This window comes from Micromonospora sp. S-DT3-3-22, assembly GCF_015354745.1.
Taxonomy (GTDB): Bacteria; Actinomycetota; Actinomycetes; order Mycobacteriales; family Micromonosporaceae; genus Micromonospora; species Micromonospora wenchangensis.
Map to the genome: position 1 here is coordinate 20,440 of NZ_JACGMO010000013.1, position 14,127 is coordinate 34,566.

Below are 14,127 nucleotides of genomic sequence, written 5' to 3' on the forward strand. Positions count from 1 at the left end.
CCAGCGCTGCCGGCGGACTGGCCGGTGACGGCAGTTGCGGAGGCGTCGGGTCGCGTTCCGGCCTGTCACCGCTCGGCACATCCATCCGAAGCTCCCTGCTCTGAGACTGCCGCTGACCTACCGGCGCGCCCTGGGAAGGCGGCCCGGTACACCCACCCTCGCCCGGGGCAGGGCAGGCACGGAATGTCCTGTCGGTGCACCGCCGGTGCACCTGCGGTAACCCCAGGTGCCGCTACGATCACCAGGCAGGAGACGGTCCCTGTCGGGAGGACGTGCGATGACTCCGATCACGACCTGGACCGGCCGGGACGCCACCGCCCTACGCCAGGCGGCGCGGATGAGCGTCACCGCCTTCGCCGAGCACCTGGGCGCGGCCCGCCGGACGGTGGCCAAGTGGAGCAGCCAGGGCGACAACGTCATCCCCCGCGCCGACATGCAGGCCGCGCTGGACACCGTGCTGACCCGAGCCACACCCGAGGTCCGCGAACGCTTCGCAGCCCTGCGGGCGACGGGCACCAACGGTGCAGCCGCGAGCACCACGCCACCACACCCCGGCCCAGATGCCGATACTGGTGAGGACAGCCACCACAGCCCGGACTCGGATGGTGACGTGCAACGGCGAGACTTCCTGCGCAGCGCTGCGGTCAGCGTCGCTGCTGCCCCCGGCGTCGGGCCGGTGCTCGACGCGCTCGTCTCGCCCCGGCAACAGCCCGCCACGGTGTTGTCCGTGCAGCAGCTCTCCGGCAAGGTGGCCGCCGTCAAACGCGACTACCAGGCATGCCGATACGAACGGGTCCTCGACCGGCTCGGCACGATGTTACCCGCTCTCGAACCCGCCAGGGCGGGCGCGGAGGGCACGCAGCAACGGCAGGTCGACGTCCTGGCCGCCGAGCTTTACCACGTCGTCGGTAGCGTCCTGCTCAAGCTGGGCGACCGTGCAATGGCCCTGGTCGCCGCAGAGCGGAGCACCCGCGCCGCCGCGACGAGCCAGGACCCGGTGGCCGTCGCCGCGAGCGCACGGATCATGACCCACGCCCTGATGAGCAACAACCACGACGAGCAGGCCGTGACCCTCGCCGCAGACGCCGCCGGCGTACTCGACCGGGATACGGGCCTCGCGTCGACCGACGCGGTCGCCGTGTACGGCGCCCTCGTCCTACGCGGTGCCGTCGCCGCAGCCCGCCGCGACGACCGGGACACCGCACACACCATGCTCGACGAAGCGACCCGCGCCGCGACCCGACTCGGCTACGACGGCAACGACCGGTGGACCGGCTTCGGTGCCACCAACGTCCTGCTGCACCGAGTGAACATCGCCCTCACCCTCGGCGACGCCGGTACCGCCATCACCATCGCCCGCACCATCCCTCTCGGCAAGGTGACCCTCGCCGAACGCAAAGCCGCCCTCTACGTCGACGTGGCCCGCGCCTACACCCAGTGGGGACGCCACGAACAGGGCCTCAACGCCCTCCGCACCGCGTACGAGGTGGCACCCGAAGAGATCCGCTGCCGCCCGGCGGTCCACCGCCTCGCCAACGACCTCGCCTACCTCGCCACCGGCCCGGTACGCGCCGCCGTCGTCGACTTCACCCAGACCGCCGGGATCTCCCGGTGACCGGACGCCATCTCCAGATCGTCGTCTGCGCCGCCGGTCCCGCACCCGACGTCACCACTCTGATCAACACCGCACACCAACGGTCCTGGACCACGGCGGTCACCGCCACACCCCACGCGATGGACTTCATCGACATCCCAGCCATCGAAAAGCTGACCGGCGCACCCGTGCGATCTGACTACCGGACATCCCCGGGCGTCCGCCGCTCGCTACCCACCGCCGACGCACTGGTCATCGCACCCGCGACCTACAACTCGATCAACAAGATCGCCCTCGGCCTCGCCGACAACTACGCCATGACCACCATCGCCGAACTCATCGGACGACACATACCCACCGTCATCGTCCCCTTCGTCAACACCGCCCTCGCCACCCGACACCCCTACCGCCGCGCCGTGACCAACCTCCGCGACGAAGGCATACACATCCTCCTCGGACCCGAACACAACTGGGAACCACACCCACCCGGCACCGGCAACGACCGCCGGCTCGCATTCCCCTGGACCACGGCGTTCCACGCAGCCGCCGCACTCGCTGAGGAGAAACAGCCGCGGAAATAAGCAGCCCGGGGTCAACCCCGATCACATCCGTCGACCGACGGCCCGGTGCCCACACCACCCGGGCATGCGGCAAGATCATCAGACGACGGCCGGAAGAACGCATAGGCGAGGCTGGGCGGCTCCGACGTCCACCCACATGCCGTTCGTCCACCGGAAGTCGTAGCGGTCCAACGGCTCTCGAGCACCCACCGAGACACCGAACCACCGGCAGAAACGCCAAAAGGCTCCGACCCAGGGTGAAACCCCAGGTCAGAGCCTTTTTGGTGGTGCGCCGCCAGGGACTCGAACCCCGAACCCGCGGATTAAGAGTCCGCTGCTCTGCCAGTTGAGCTAGCGGCGCTCGTTGGCAACGGAGAGAACACTAGCACGGGCCATGAGCGGGGTTCCAATCCGATACCCGGCTCCACCCTTCGGGCGAGCTTAACGGGCAAAAGCTCCCACATCCCCCCGACAGCGCACGTCCGGGATCGAGCCGGTGGCCGGCATGGGGCACGATGTCCGCCAGGCACGCGAGAACAGAGGTGGGGATGGGCAGGTTCACGCGGGGCGGGGCGATGGCGGGCGCTCTCGTCCTGGCGGCGTCGCTGGCTCTGGCCGGTTGCGGCGGCGACCAGAAGAAGGAAGCCGAGTTCGTCGGCGGCACCGTGGCTACGCCGAGCGCCGGGGCGGCAACCCCGGAGCAGTCCGGCGGCGCGTCGCCGTCGGCGCCGACGGCGGACGGTCTGACGGTCAGCCCGGCGGACGGGGCGAAGAGCAGACCGGTCAGCACCGAGATCAGCGCCAGCCTCCCGGATGGCGGAAAGGTCTCCTCGGTCACCCTCACCACGGGTGACGGCAAGCAGGTCGACGGAAAGCTGCGTCTGGACGGCAGCTCCTGGGTGCCGTCGTCGGCCCTGAAGTACAACACCAGGTACACCGCCACGGTGACCGGCACCGGCGCGGACGGTCAGCCCCGGCAGGGGGTGAGTAGGTTCACCACGATGGCCAAGCCGAAGTCGATGATCGGTTCCGGCCTGTACCTCTTCGACGACCGGACGTACGGCGTGGCCATGCCGGTGGTGGCCGAGTTCAGCCCGGGCATCCCGAAGAAGGACCGGGCGGCCGTCCAGAAGCGGATGTTCGTCAAGACCGATCCGCCGCAGCCGGGGGCCTGGCACTGGGTCTCCAACGGCACGCAGGCGTACTACCGGGCGCCGGAGTACTGGCAGCCGGGGACGACGTTGAGCGTCCGGATCGCGTTGGCCGGGATTCCGCTGAGCAACGGCCGGTACGGCAACGTCGACCGGTCGGCCACCGCCAAGATCGGGCGGTCCTTCGAGATGAAGGTGGACAACGCCACCAAGCAGATGGAGGTCTTCCAGGGCGGCCAGTTGATCAAGACGCTGCCGGTCAGCCTGGGCAAGAAGAGCACCCCGTCGTCCAGCGGCACCATGGTGGTGATGGAGAAGAAGGAGAAGACCGTCTTCGACACCATGGACGAGCCGGACCCGGCCAACCAGTACCGCACCGAGATCGATTTCGCCCAGCGGCTGACCTGGGGCGGCGAGTACATCCACGCGGCACCGTGGTCCGAGGGGGTGCAGGGCCGGCGTAACGTCTCGCACGGCTGCGTCAACGTGTCGATGGCGATGGGTCGGTGGCTCTTCTCCCAGACGAAGGTGGGCGACCCGATCACGGTCAAGGGCACCCCGCGCAAGCTCGAACCGGGCAACGGGTGGACGGCATGGAGCCTGACCTGGGCGGATTTCGTCAAGGGCAGCGCGGTGCCGGTGCCGCAGGGCGGCTCGGGTCCACTGGTCTGACCTCCGGTCCGGGTCGGCGCGGCGCGCCGACCCGGACCGGCACGGGCCGATGACCCAGCGTGGTCGCGCCCCGCTCGGCGGCGTGTTTCAGTTCACCCTTCGCAACCGACGGGCGTGCCGCCGCGTCTGTGAGGGACGATGGGACATCGGGGACCACAACTGTGAGGGAATCATGCGAGTTGTCCAGGACCACCTGACCGGGCGTACCGGTCGACGCCGGGTGCTCGCGGCGGGGGTCCTCGCCGCGGCGCTGGCCCTCACCTCCGCCTGCACCGGCTCCGGCGGCGACAAGCCGTCGAGCTGGCAGGGCGGCGGCGAGGAGGCCGCGCCGAAGGCCAGCGCGACGATCACCGAACCGAAGGCCGACGCCACCGACGTCCCGGCCTCCACCGGCATCGTCTTCACCGCCAAGGACGCGAAGGACACCACCGTCGCGCTCACCGACGCCGCCGGCAAGGCCGTCGAGGGCAAGCTCGCCGCCGACGGCGCGAGCTGGCTGCCCACCGGCGCCCTGGAGTACGGCGAGAAGTACACCGCCAGCGTCACGGCGACCGGTGAGGACGGCAAGCCGGCCACGGCCACCAGCGCCTTCACGGTGATGGCCAAGCCGGACAAGCAGGTGCGGGTGACCAGCTTCCTCGGCGACAACCAGGTGGTCGGCGTGGGCATGCCGCTGATCGTGAAGTTCGGTCGGGCTGTCCCGGAGGACTACCGCGACGACGTGCAGCGTCGGATGACGGTCACCAGCACCCCGGCCCAGGAGGGCGTCTGGCACTGGGTCAGCCCCACCGAGGTCCGCTACCGCCCCAAGGAGTTCTGGCAGCCGGGCACGACGGTCTCGTACCGGGTGCAGGCCGGTGGGCTGCCGATGGGCGACGGCTGGTACGGCCGGTCCGACCTGACCGTGGACGTCAAGATCGGCCCGTCGGTCGTGATGCAGGTCGACAACAAGACCAAGCGGATGACCGTCACCAAGGACGGCAAGGTCGTCAAGACCATCCTGGTCAGCCTGGGCAAGAAGAGCACCCCCTCGTCGAGCGGCACGATGGTGGTGATCGAGAAGCTCCGCAAGACGGTCTTCGACACCATGGAGGAGCTGGGCCCCGAGGAGGGCTACCGCACCAAGATCGACTACGCCCAGCGGCTCACCTGGGGTGGCGAGTTCATCCACGCCGCCCCCTGGTCGGAGGGGCAGCAGGGCAGCACGAACGTCTCGCACGGCTGCGTGAACGTGTCGATGAAGGACGGAGCCTGGCTGTTCGCCAACACCAAGGTCGGTGACCCGATCACCGTCAAGGGCACCGAGCGCAAGCTCCAGAACGGCAACGGCTGGACCGACTGGAACATGAGCTGGGACCAGTACGTCAAGGGCAGCGCACTGCCGTACGACCCGGACGCCGGGCAGCCGGACGCCGGGAACAGCACCGGGACGCCGAGCGCCGAGCCGACGCCCTGACCCCTGCGGCAGACCGCACCGGACCGGCCCCCGCCACCAGGCGGGGGCCGGTTCGCGTGCACGACACCCCGGCCCTGAGGCGACTCAGGCCCGGAAACGACTCAGGCCCCCTCATGTGAGGGGGCCTGTGGTGGATAACATCCACTAACCGGGTGACTGATGGGAATTGAACTCGCCCGGAAGGGCTGGTCAGGGGATCGAGATGGCCGTGAGCTGCGACGCAGACCCATCCGGCCGCAGCTAGACCCATCTAGACACATCCCGTTTCCCCTACCCCTCCCCTATCTCGTCGGCCATGTCCGGCAGCAACTCCCCCGCCGTCTCGTCGTCCACCTCAGCCGCGAGCACCTCCGGGTCGATGTGCTCCAGCGCCTCGGCGACCGCCCTCAGGATCCCGGCATCGACCTGCGGTAGCAGGTGGCCGTAGATCCCGTCCGTAACCGCGATGGAGCTGTGCCCGAGTCGCTGCGAGATCGCTGACAACGGCACGTTCGCCGAGATCAGCCAGGCGGCCTGGGTGTGGCGCAGGTCATGAATGCGCAGCCCTCCGAACCCGGCCGTCGACGTCCACTCCAACCAGCCCCGCCGGAAGTTCCGGGACCGCACCGGCTTCCCCGTCGGCGTGGTAAACACCAACGCTTCACGCTCCTTGTCGACGACCAGCGGTGCCAGCGCCTGAGCGACCTTCGGCGTGAACGTCACCGTTCGCCGGCCGCGCGCCGTCTTCGGCGTTCCGAAGATCAAGCTGCCGTCGGACATCTCGTGCATCGCCCGGACGACGGTCAGCCGGCCGCCGAGCACGTCGAGATTCTTGAGTTGCAGTCCCACTGCCTCGCCCCACCGCAGCCCGGTCGAGACGAGCAGCAGCACCAGGGGCCGCCAGTGCTCCGGCACTGCGGCGTGCAGCCGGCCGGCCTCCGGCTCGGTCAGGAATCGCATCTCCCGGGGCACTAGCTCGGGCAGCTTCGTGTCCCCGCAGGGGTTGGTACGGATCTTCCTGGCCTGCACAGCCGCCTTCATCAGGCTGTGCAGCAGGCCATGGCACGACCGGGTCGTCTTCGCCGACAGCGGCCGACGCGCCCACTTGCCTGGTCGTTCGAGGTCCGGCAGGCCGGCCATCAGTTTGCTGATCCACGCCTGGATGGCCAGGTTGTCGACCTCGTCCAGGGCGAGGTGTCCGAGCAGCGGCACGATGTGCATCCGCACCCGGGAACCCTCCGACTGGCGGCTGGTCGGCTTGAGCCCGGTCTCGTGGCCCGGCCACCACTGCCCCACCCAGTCCGCGACGGTGAGCTTCCCGGCGCGGGGGTCGATGAAGTCGCCCCGCAGCTGGTCAGCCTTGAGGGTGGTCAGGCGCTTCTTCGCGGCCGTCTTGTTCGGCCAGCCCGTCTCCAGGGTGACCTTCTTGCCGTCGATGATGTCGCGGATCCGCCAGGACGGCCCGTTCTTCTCGATCCACACTCCGGGTCAGCCCCGGCGGAAGAGGTCGATCATCCGTCGAGTGTCCTCCAGGGCGGCGGCCTTGTCGCGCTCGCGGCGCTCGCGGATCAGGAGGATGATCCGCTGCCGCATGTCGTCGGTGAGGCGCGGGTCGGTCCGGACCAACGCGATTTCCTCGTCGTCGTCCTCGGCAGGCGGGATGTCGGACGGCAGCACGGTCGGTTCGCCGCCGCCGAGGATGGCGCTGATGCTGCCCGGCGCCCAGCGCAGTGCCCGCTCGACGCCCGCGTAGTTGAACTCGGCTGTCCGCCGTGTGCCGTTCTCGAGGTAGGACCACGTGTTCCGGTCGATGCCGGCCGCCTGGGCCGCCGCACGGGCGCTTAATCCCAGCTCAAGCCGTCGGCTCCGGACCCGCTGCCCGAGCTGGTCCTGCCCTCCGCGCTCATCCATGTTCGGCATTGTGCCAGCGAACGGCTGCTGATCATAGCTACGGGTTGCCAACACGCTAGCCGTTCGGACAATGTAGGCCATGTTCAGCCGCCCACTGTTGCTAACAATGGCTGACTCTGGCTAACATGCTGGGTATGGAAACCACGCCCCACGCCGGAGTTGAAATCGACGGCGCGAAGCTCAGGGAGCTGCGGAAGCTCCAGGGCGAGTCGCTGGCGTCGTTCGCCTCCACCTGCGGTATCAGCCGCCCCTACCTCTCCCAGATCGAAACCGGTGTGCGGCGGCGCGTCTCGCCGCCGGTCTACAAGCGGATCTGCCTGGCGCTGAATCTTGGCGGTCCCCGGCAGCGCCGAACCCTGCTGAAGGCTGCTGCGTGATGGGCGACCGTCACCTGACCCAGCAGGAGCTGGCCGAATACCTGAACGTGTCGCTGAGGTTCGTCGAGGTCCGCGTCCAGAGCCGCGAGTGGCCGTTCACCCAGCACCCGGAGTCCCGGCTGGTGCGGTTCTCCCCGGCCGACGTCGCGCTGATCGAGGCCGCCGGGCGTAAGCCGGCCCTCAATGGCCCGCTCGCTGGCTTGGCCGTGGCCGCATGATCGCCATCGACCGGCGCAGGCTCCGCGCCTTCATCACCCAGGTCGACTCGACCGCCGGCCCCGACGGCTGTTGGCCTTGGCGGGGCAGCAGCGACCAGGACGGCTACGGCCGGTTCGGCAAGCAGGCCGAGGGCGCCCACCGGGTGGCCTACGAGCTGATGGTCCGGCCCGTTCCCGCAGGGCTGCACGTCGACCACACCTGCCACAACGACGACACCACCTGCCCGGGTGGGGTCGGCTGCCGGCACCGGCTGTGCGTCAACCCGGCCCACCTGGAGGCGGTGACGCAGCGGGACAACCTGCTGCGCAGCCGCCACACGATGCCGCACCACAACGCGGCGAAGACGCACTGCCCGCAGGGCCACGAGTACACGCCGGAGAACACGTACACCCGGCGCACCTCGAAGGGCTACGCGCGGCGCGAGTGCAGGACGTGTCGCCGCGACCGGCTCGCTGCCGCGGCCTGACACACGCGAGCCCTCGGCCGCTGGCACGGCGCGAGGGCTCCACCAGGACATCAACCCATCAGCAAGGAGTCCCGATGCAGCAGACCCTACCCGACACGACCACCGCGCCGGCTGAGTCGGACCCGCTCGCCACCACCCTGCGGCTCCAGGCCGCCGTCGTCCGGATGGCCGTCCGCTACGCCGACGCCAAGCAGGACTACGCCTACGCGCTCAACAAGACGGACGAGGTGCGGGGGCGGCACCTGGCCGCGTCGCAGCGCCGGCTCGCCGCGCTGATGCGGCTCACCGACGCGCTGGCGGACCTCGCCCGGAGCACCCGGTGACCGCCCCGGACCCGACCCCGCTGCCGGACCTGCCGCCGCTGCCACCGTTCCCCGGCACGTCGGGTCGGCCCGGTCCGGACGTCGCCCCGCGCTGGCCGCTGACCGCCCTGCCGTCCGAGCCGACCCCGTTCGCCCTGGCCGACGCCGTCGACCTGTTCCCCGTGGCTGTCGACCCGGCGCTGGACGGCTACGCGCCGCCCACCCTGGACGACCTCGGCCTGTCGGGTGACCCGGTCGCGATGGTGATCAGCCTCCGTGCGCAGGCCGCCACCGCGCAGGCCCGCATCGCCGAGCTGATCGCCGGCATGACGGCCGAGCAGCGGGCGGACCTGGCCCAGTACGACCGGCCCGCCCGGCAGCTGCGGGCGGTGGCGTGATGCGGCGGATTCAGCGCAAGCGCACCGCCGGCTGGCGGATGCCCGACGGCGCGGTGTACGTCGGCCGGCCCACCCTGTTCGGCAACCCGTTCATCTACCGGGGCCAGTGGGGGCTCGTCCACTACGGGCCCCGGCACCACGAGCGGTTCGGCCGAGACTGGGACCACGAGGGACGCCTCAGCCGCGCGGGCAAGCGCCACGACATGTGGTTCAGCCAGGACGACGTCGTTGAGACGCACGTCCGGTGGGGCACCCGCGAGGAGCTGGTCGAGCTGTTCCGGCTCACCCTGACGGAGCCGACGCCGGGCATGCAGTTGGCGTACCCCAGCCGCCGAGGTCACTTCCTCAAGGTCACGCCCGACGAGATCCGCACCCACCTGGCCGGCAAGGACCTCGCCTGCTGGTGCCGGCTCGACCAGCCCTGCCACGCCGATGTCCTGCTGGAGATCGCCAACGGGGGCGGTGCCTGATGGCCGACGACCTGCGCACCCTCGCCGCCCTCACCGCCATCGTCACCGTCTGCCTCGCCCTCTGGGCGCTGGCCTACCTGGTGCTGGACGTGGTGTGGACCTTCGCCCTCTTCCTGATCGGAGCAGCAGCATGACCGACCTGACGCCCCGCGACATCGCCCACCTCGACCAGGCCGCCGTCGACGCTCTCTCCGACGTCGACGCCCTCGCCGCCGACCCGGAAACCGCCCGCCGGCTCGCCGAGCGCGGGGAGGCCGTCTACGGGTTCGAGCTGACCCGCGACCTGCAGGCCGCCCACCTCAGCCCGTGGGCGCTCGCCGGGTGGGCCGCGTTCGCCACCATCCGCCTCGTCCAGGCCAAAGCGGCCACCGCCGCCGAGGTCGCCGAGACGGCCCGGATCTGGGCCGAGGACGCCGACCAGCTCCACGCCACGATCGCCCGGCTGGAGCGGGAGCTGGCCGCCGCCGAGGAGCAGATCCGCTCGATGCGGGCCGCCCTCGACGCCGACGACGCCGAGGCGGTGAACCGGTGAAGCAGCGACGGTTCCTCTTCACCTCGGGCAGCAGCGCCCGCGTCACCTGCTCGCACTGCGGCTGGACGTCCACCGGGCGCGGCAACGCGCAGAAGGTGTTCGACCGCTCCAACGGCCACGAGTGCGCGGGGGTAGAGAGCTACCGGGACATGCTGGCCCGCCACGCCGCCGCTGCCGCCAACCCCTGCGAACGCTGCACCGACACCGCCGCCATCGGCATCTGCTGCTCCAGCCACGGCAAGCGGCTGTGCCACCTCTGCTACCGGCGGACCCACTGGGTGGAGGTGTGCGTGGCCGGCTGCCGGGAGTGCGCCGCCGAGGGCCTGCCGGTGAACCTGCGGGACCTGGCGGTGGCCCGGTGACCGCCGTCGACCCGAGCCCCGTCACCGCCTGGCCCACCCGCCCGACGCTGCGCACCCGCATCGCCGCCTGGCTCACCGGCCAGCAGGCCCAGCCCGCCGGACGGCACCGCGCCGGCACCGTCCGCGAGGTCACCCCGGACCACAACCCGCTGCACCCCGCCGACCGGGTCGCCCTCGCCCCCACCCACTGGGCCGACCGGTGGCTGCCCGCGCCCGTCGACGAGCTGACCGGGCGCATGGACACCACCGCCGTCCGCGACCAGGCCGCCCCGCCGCCGCAGTGGCCCGGACCGGCCGGCACCGCCGAGGTGCTCGCCGACCTGCGGGACGCCCTCACCAGCCCCGACGACACCCGGACGGAGCAGACGCCATGACGACCCTCCGCCTTGCCTTCGACGCCCTGCCCGCCTGGCACGAACAGGCCAACTGCCGGGGCACCGACACCGACGAGTTCTACCCCGACAAGGGCGGCACGACCCGCACCGCCAAGCGCATCTGCGCCCGCTGCCCCGTGCAGGCCGAGTGCCGGCAGGACGCCATCGACCGGCGCGAGCCGTTCGGCGTATGGGGTGGCCTGTCCGAGCGGGAACGCCGCCAGGTCCGCCGGCAGCGGGCCGACGTCGGGTCGGTGGCGGCGTGACGAACTGGACCACCCCCGGCAACCCAGGCTCGCCGCCCCAAGACGTTAACCCCGCCCCGCTGCTCTGATCCCCAGCACGCCCACCGAGGAGACCGATGACCGACATCGACCTGCGCCTCGCCGACCTCGTCGGCACACAGGCCAGCGCCCCACACCCGCCGCGGACGACCGACCTCGACTTCGCCCCGCAGCAGACCGAAGCAATCGAGGCCATCACCAGCTGGTACCAGTCCGCCAGCAGCCAGGTATTCCGCCTATTCGGCTACGCCGGCACCGGTAAGACCACCCTCGCCCGGCACATCGTCGACCAGCTGATGGTCCGCCACGTCCTCTACGCCGCGTTCACCGGCAAGGCCGCGTACGTGCTGCGCGGCAAGGGGTGCGACGGCGCATCCACCGTCCACAGCCTCATCTACCAGCCTGTGGAAAAGGTGAAGGCGAAGCTTGACGAGCTCAACAAGAAGCTCCGCGAGACCATCGACCCGACCGAGCGGCAGGAACTCCGGGAGGAGATCCGCCGCGAGCAGGCAAAGGTCGACTCCCCGGACTGGATCCTCCGCGACGAAACCGAGCTGGACAGCGCCGACCTGCTGGTCCTCGACGAGGTGTCGATGGTCGGGGAGCGGATGGCCCGGGACCTCCTGTCGCGGGGGTGCCGGATCCTGTGCCTCGGTGATCCGGCGCAGCTTCCCCCCGTCGACGGCGGCGGCTACTTCATCAACCACGCCCCCGACTACCTGCTCACCGAGATCCACCGCAGCGCGCTCGACAGCCCCGTCACGCGGATGGCCACCGCCATCCGCAACAGCGAGCCGGGGCAGCGCAACTACGGGGTGACCGGACGCGACGGCGAGTCCGGCCGCGTCGACCAGCTCACGATCCCCGAGCTGCTCGCGTTCGACCAGGTCCTCGTCGGCCGCAACGCCACCCGCTGGCAGGCCGTGCATCTCCTGCGCGCCCTGCGCGGTCTGATCGGTGGCCCGCAGACCGGCGATCGCATCATCTGCCTCGCCAACTCCGGTGAGGCCGAGGTGTTCAACGGCCAGCAGTTCGACGTCCTCGACAGCCACGAGAGCGACCGGGCCGACCGGTACGAGTTGGTCGTCCGGGACGACGAGGGCAACGAGCGGACGCTCACCTGCTGGGCGGCCGGGTTCCGTGACCTCGAAGGCGAGCGCCAGGCGAAGCGGGACGGACGCGGCACGGTCGTCGCCGCCACCTACGCGCAGGCCATCACCACCCACAAGAGCCAGGGTTCCCAGTGGCAGCGTGTCCTGGTCGTCGACGAGTCGTCGGTGTTCTACGGCGCCGCGTACCGGGAGCACGCGAAGACGCTTGGCCCGGCCGCCGCGTCCATCGAGGGACACATCAACGGGCGGAGGTGGCTGTACACCGCCGTCACCCGGGCCTCACACCAGGCGGTCATCGTGCCGTCCCTGAACGGGGTGCTCGCATGACCGCCGCCGTCTCCGACGCCGAGCTGGCCGCGCTCATCGCGTCGCTGCGCATCGACGAGCCGGCCGTCGCCCCGGTGCCGTCCGGCCCGCCGCCGTCGACCGTCGACGAGATGCGCGAGGTCCTCACCCAGCTCGACTCGTCCCGGCCCCGCAGCCAACAGACCCGCCTCGGTCCGTCCGAGCTGGGAACGCCGTGCCAGCGGCAGATCGCCATGAAGTTGGTCGGCGTAGCCCGGCAGCCGGAGGACAAACGCCCCCCGTGGGCGCCCATGCAGGGCACCGCCGTGCACGGGCTCATGGAGGAAGCCCTGCGGTTCCACAACGCGCAGCTCGGCCGGCAGCGGTGGCTGATCGAGGAGAAGCTGACCGTCGACCCGGGTCTGCCCGACGTCGACCCGATCACCGGCCACGGCGACGCGTACGACCTCGACGCGCAGATGGTCGTCGACTGGAAGTACACCGGCGTCACCGCGCTCCGGGCGGTCAAGCGGAAGACCGTCCCCAACGACCAGCTCGTCAAGCCCGAGTACCGGGTCCAGGCCCACCTCTACGGACGCGGCCACGAGCGCGCCGGCAGGCCGGTCCGCTACGTCCGCCTCGTATTCCTGGCCCGGTCGCACGACTACGCCGACAGCGCCGAGTGGACCGAGGAATACCGGCCCGACATCGCCGAATGGGCCGTCGATCGGTTCTACGCCACCCACGACCTCATCGGCGTCAACGGCCTCAACCTCGCCGCCAACCCCGAGCTCTGGCCGGCGGTCCCGGCCACCCCCGGCAAGGCGTGCGACTGGTGTCCGTTCCGCCGCGTCGGCGGCCCCGCCGATGCCACCGGCTGCCCCGGCGACACCGACCAGAAGATCACCAGCCAGCTCCGCGGCCTCGTCGCGTAGCACCCCTCACAGGAAGAGAGATCGACATGGACGCCAACGACCTGCTCATGAGCGGCGGCATCAAGTCCATCAAATGGAAGGACGAGCCGATCGGCTACACCGTGATCGGCACCATCGTCGAACAGCCCAAGGTCGAGCAGATGAAGAAGTTCGACTCCGAGGAGCTCGACTTCTGGCCCAGCGGCGACCCGAAGATGCAGATCGTCGTCACCCTCCAGACGGAGATGCGCGACCCCTCCAACGCGCAGGACGACGGCAAGCGGAAGCTGCACATCTCGCCCCGCATGATGAAGCCCGTCCGCGAGGCAGTGCAGCGGGTGAACGCCCCGGGCCTGGCCATCGGCGGACGGCTCGCCGTTCGTCGCACCGGGGGAACCGGTGCGACCGGGTCGCCGTTCGAGTTCGCCGCCGAGTACGGCACCCCCGCCGTCGACCCCGGCAGCCTCCTCGGCGCCCAGAGCACGCCGCAGGCCGCCCCGATGCTGGCCCAGCCCGCACCGCAGGCCGCCCCGGCCTCGCCGGCGGCGCAATCCCTCGGCATCACCCAGCCCGCCGCCGTCGCCATCCCGTGCCCGGCCGGCATGGACCCGACGAAGTGGGCTGCCCTGCCCGAGGCGCAACAGCGGGCCATCCTCGCCGCCATGTCGCCGGCCGCCGGCCAGTCCATCCCGTTCTGACCCACCCCGCT

General features: G+C 70.8%; 20 protein-coding genes and 1 tRNA gene. 18 read left to right on the forward strand and 3 right to left on the reverse strand.

Going from position 1 to position 14,127, the window contains the following annotated elements; translation table 11 throughout:
- Positions 1-277: 277 nt before the first annotated feature.
- Positions 278-1,615, forward strand: a complete 1,338-nt coding sequence (locus H1A17_RS05675) for a hypothetical protein (protein ID WP_194821259.1) — start codon at positions 278-280, stop codon at positions 1,613-1,615.
- On the forward strand, positions 1,612-2,175 hold the full coding sequence (locus H1A17_RS05680; protein WP_194821260.1) for a flavoprotein: 564 nt from the start codon (positions 1,612-1,614) through the stop codon (positions 2,173-2,175). Before H1A17_RS05675 ends, H1A17_RS05680 begins: the two co-directional genes overlap by 4 nt.
- Positions 2,176-2,439: 264 nt before the next feature.
- On the opposite strand, the gene H1A17_RS05685 is transcribed toward H1A17_RS05680, so the two are convergent.
- Positions 2,440-2,515 (reverse strand) — tRNA-Lys (locus tag H1A17_RS05685).
- Between the two features lie 187 nt (positions 2,516-2,702).
- On the opposite strand from H1A17_RS05685, the gene H1A17_RS05690 reads away from it, so the two are divergent.
- Both H1A17_RS05690 and H1A17_RS05695 read left to right on the forward strand, forming a co-directional pair.
- Positions 2,703-3,977, forward strand: a complete 1,275-nt coding sequence (locus tag H1A17_RS05690) for an Ig-like domain-containing protein (protein WP_145918145.1) — start codon at positions 2,703-2,705, stop codon at positions 3,975-3,977.
- A 172-nt stretch (positions 3,978-4,149) separates the two neighbouring features.
- Entirely contained in the window at positions 4,150-5,433 is a 1,284-nt protein-coding gene (locus H1A17_RS05695) for an Ig-like domain-containing protein (protein WP_194821261.1), read from the forward strand.
- Positions 5,434-5,703: 270 nt separating this feature from the next.
- On the opposite strand, the gene H1A17_RS05700 is transcribed toward H1A17_RS05695, so the two are convergent.
- Together H1A17_RS05700 and H1A17_RS05705 are read right to left on the reverse strand one after the other, a co-directional pair.
- A complete protein-coding gene (locus tag H1A17_RS05700; protein WP_194821262.1) occupies positions 5,704-6,894 on the reverse strand; it encodes a site-specific integrase in 1,191 nt (396 codons plus the stop codon).
- 6 nt (positions 6,895-6,900) lie between these two features.
- Positions 6,901-7,332, reverse strand: a complete 432-nt coding sequence (locus H1A17_RS05705; RefSeq protein WP_194821263.1) for a helix-turn-helix domain-containing protein — start codon at positions 7,330-7,332, stop codon at positions 6,901-6,903.
- A 125-nt stretch (positions 7,333-7,457) separates the two neighbouring features.
- Here H1A17_RS05705 and H1A17_RS05710 point away from each other — a divergent pair, with 125 nt between their 5' ends.
- The 14 genes from H1A17_RS05710 (at position 7,458) to H1A17_RS05770 (ending at position 14,116) form a co-directional block, all read left to right on the forward strand.
- A complete protein-coding gene (locus H1A17_RS05710) occupies positions 7,458-7,700 on the forward strand; it encodes a helix-turn-helix domain-containing protein (RefSeq protein WP_194821264.1) in 243 nt (80 codons plus the stop codon).
- Positions 7,700-7,918, forward strand: coding sequence for a hypothetical protein (locus tag H1A17_RS05715; RefSeq protein ID WP_194821265.1), 219 nt, complete (start codon positions 7,700-7,702; stop codon positions 7,916-7,918). Before H1A17_RS05710 ends, H1A17_RS05715 begins: the two co-directional genes overlap by 1 nt.
- Positions 7,915-8,385: an HNH endonuclease signature motif containing protein gene (locus tag H1A17_RS05720; RefSeq protein ID WP_194821266.1), complete on the forward strand. Its 471-nt coding sequence runs from the start codon at positions 7,915-7,917 to the stop codon at positions 8,383-8,385. Before H1A17_RS05715 ends, H1A17_RS05720 begins: the two co-directional genes overlap by 4 nt.
- A gap of 74 nt (positions 8,386-8,459) precedes the next feature.
- Positions 8,460-8,708 (forward strand): hypothetical protein, encoded by a 249-nt coding sequence (locus tag H1A17_RS05725; protein ID WP_194821267.1) that lies wholly within the window; start codon positions 8,460-8,462, stop codon positions 8,706-8,708.
- On the forward strand, positions 8,705-9,085 hold the full coding sequence (locus tag H1A17_RS05730; RefSeq protein ID WP_194821268.1) for a hypothetical protein: 381 nt from the start codon (positions 8,705-8,707) through the stop codon (positions 9,083-9,085). Before H1A17_RS05725 ends, H1A17_RS05730 begins: the two co-directional genes overlap by 4 nt.
- Complete coding sequence (locus tag H1A17_RS05735; RefSeq protein WP_194821269.1) at positions 9,085-9,555, forward strand: DUF4326 domain-containing protein; 471 nt, start codon at positions 9,085-9,087, stop codon at positions 9,553-9,555. The genes H1A17_RS05730 and H1A17_RS05735 overlap by 1 nt, the downstream gene beginning before the upstream one ends.
- Positions 9,555-9,689, forward strand: a complete 135-nt coding sequence (locus H1A17_RS35050) for a hypothetical protein (RefSeq protein ID WP_255541973.1) — start codon at positions 9,555-9,557, stop codon at positions 9,687-9,689. The genes H1A17_RS05735 and H1A17_RS35050 overlap by 1 nt, the downstream gene beginning before the upstream one ends.
- Positions 9,686-10,087, forward strand: a complete 402-nt coding sequence (locus H1A17_RS05740; protein ID WP_194821270.1) for a hypothetical protein — start codon at positions 9,686-9,688, stop codon at positions 10,085-10,087. The genes H1A17_RS35050 and H1A17_RS05740 overlap by 4 nt, the downstream gene beginning before the upstream one ends.
- The gene (locus H1A17_RS05745) at positions 10,084-10,449 is read left to right on the forward strand and encodes a hypothetical protein (protein WP_194821271.1); all 366 of its coding nucleotides are present in this window, start codon (positions 10,084-10,086) and stop codon (positions 10,447-10,449) included. The genes H1A17_RS05740 and H1A17_RS05745 overlap by 4 nt, the downstream gene beginning before the upstream one ends.
- The gene (locus H1A17_RS05750; RefSeq protein WP_194821272.1) at positions 10,446-10,823 is read left to right on the forward strand and encodes a hypothetical protein; all 378 of its coding nucleotides are present in this window, start codon (positions 10,446-10,448) and stop codon (positions 10,821-10,823) included. The genes H1A17_RS05745 and H1A17_RS05750 overlap by 4 nt, the downstream gene beginning before the upstream one ends.
- Complete coding sequence (locus H1A17_RS05755; protein ID WP_194821273.1) at positions 10,820-11,089, forward strand: WhiB family transcriptional regulator; 270 nt, start codon at positions 10,820-10,822, stop codon at positions 11,087-11,089. Before H1A17_RS05750 ends, H1A17_RS05755 begins: the two co-directional genes overlap by 4 nt.
- A gap of 95 nt (positions 11,090-11,184) precedes the next feature.
- Positions 11,185-12,546: an ATP-dependent RecD-like DNA helicase gene (locus H1A17_RS05760; RefSeq protein WP_194821274.1), complete on the forward strand. Its 1,362-nt coding sequence runs from the start codon at positions 11,185-11,187 to the stop codon at positions 12,544-12,546.
- Positions 12,543-13,439 carry a hypothetical protein gene (locus tag H1A17_RS05765; RefSeq protein ID WP_194821275.1) on the forward strand — a complete coding sequence of 299 codons (897 nt, stop codon included), beginning with the start codon at positions 12,543-12,545 and terminating at the stop codon, positions 13,437-13,439. The genes H1A17_RS05760 and H1A17_RS05765 overlap by 4 nt, the downstream gene beginning before the upstream one ends.
- Before the next feature lie 26 nt (positions 13,440-13,465).
- Positions 13,466-14,116 (forward strand): hypothetical protein, encoded by a 651-nt coding sequence (locus H1A17_RS05770; RefSeq protein ID WP_194821276.1) that lies wholly within the window; start codon positions 13,466-13,468, stop codon positions 14,114-14,116.
- Positions 14,117-14,127 lie beyond the last annotated feature (11 nt).

Excerpts from the sequence above, each read along its gene's own strand:
- H1A17_RS05675 (WP_194821259.1), top strand. The coding sequence starts at position 278 with ATGACTCCGATCACGACCTGGACCGGCCGGGACGCCACCGCCCTACGC.
- H1A17_RS05690 (WP_145918145.1), top strand. The coding sequence starts at position 2,703 with ATGGGCAGGTTCACGCGGGGCGGGGCGATGGCGGGCGCTCTCGTCCTG.
- H1A17_RS05695 (WP_194821261.1), top strand. The coding sequence starts at position 4,150 with ATGCGAGTTGTCCAGGACCACCTGACCGGGCGTACCGGTCGACGCCGG.
- H1A17_RS05705 (WP_194821263.1), bottom strand. The coding sequence starts at position 7,332 with ATGCCGAACATGGATGAGCGCGGAGGGCAGGACCAGCTCGGGCAGCGG.
- H1A17_RS05710 (WP_194821264.1), top strand. The coding sequence starts at position 7,458 with ATGGAAACCACGCCCCACGCCGGAGTTGAAATCGACGGCGCGAAGCTC.
- H1A17_RS05715 (WP_194821265.1), top strand. The coding sequence starts at position 7,700 with ATGGGCGACCGTCACCTGACCCAGCAGGAGCTGGCCGAATACCTGAAC.
- H1A17_RS05720 (WP_194821266.1), top strand. The coding sequence starts at position 7,915 with ATGATCGCCATCGACCGGCGCAGGCTCCGCGCCTTCATCACCCAGGTC.
- H1A17_RS05725 (WP_194821267.1), top strand. The coding sequence starts at position 8,460 with ATGCAGCAGACCCTACCCGACACGACCACCGCGCCGGCTGAGTCGGAC.
- H1A17_RS05735 (WP_194821269.1), top strand. The coding sequence starts at position 9,085 with ATGCGGCGGATTCAGCGCAAGCGCACCGCCGGCTGGCGGATGCCCGAC.
- H1A17_RS35050 (WP_255541973.1), top strand. The coding sequence starts at position 9,555 with ATGGCCGACGACCTGCGCACCCTCGCCGCCCTCACCGCCATCGTCACC.
- H1A17_RS05740 (WP_194821270.1), top strand. The coding sequence starts at position 9,686 with ATGACCGACCTGACGCCCCGCGACATCGCCCACCTCGACCAGGCCGCC.
- H1A17_RS05755 (WP_194821273.1), top strand. The coding sequence starts at position 10,820 with ATGACGACCCTCCGCCTTGCCTTCGACGCCCTGCCCGCCTGGCACGAA.
- H1A17_RS05760 (WP_194821274.1), top strand. The coding sequence starts at position 11,185 with ATGACCGACATCGACCTGCGCCTCGCCGACCTCGTCGGCACACAGGCC.
- H1A17_RS05765 (WP_194821275.1), top strand. The coding sequence starts at position 12,543 with ATGACCGCCGCCGTCTCCGACGCCGAGCTGGCCGCGCTCATCGCGTCG.
- H1A17_RS05770 (WP_194821276.1), top strand. The coding sequence starts at position 13,466 with ATGGACGCCAACGACCTGCTCATGAGCGGCGGCATCAAGTCCATCAAA.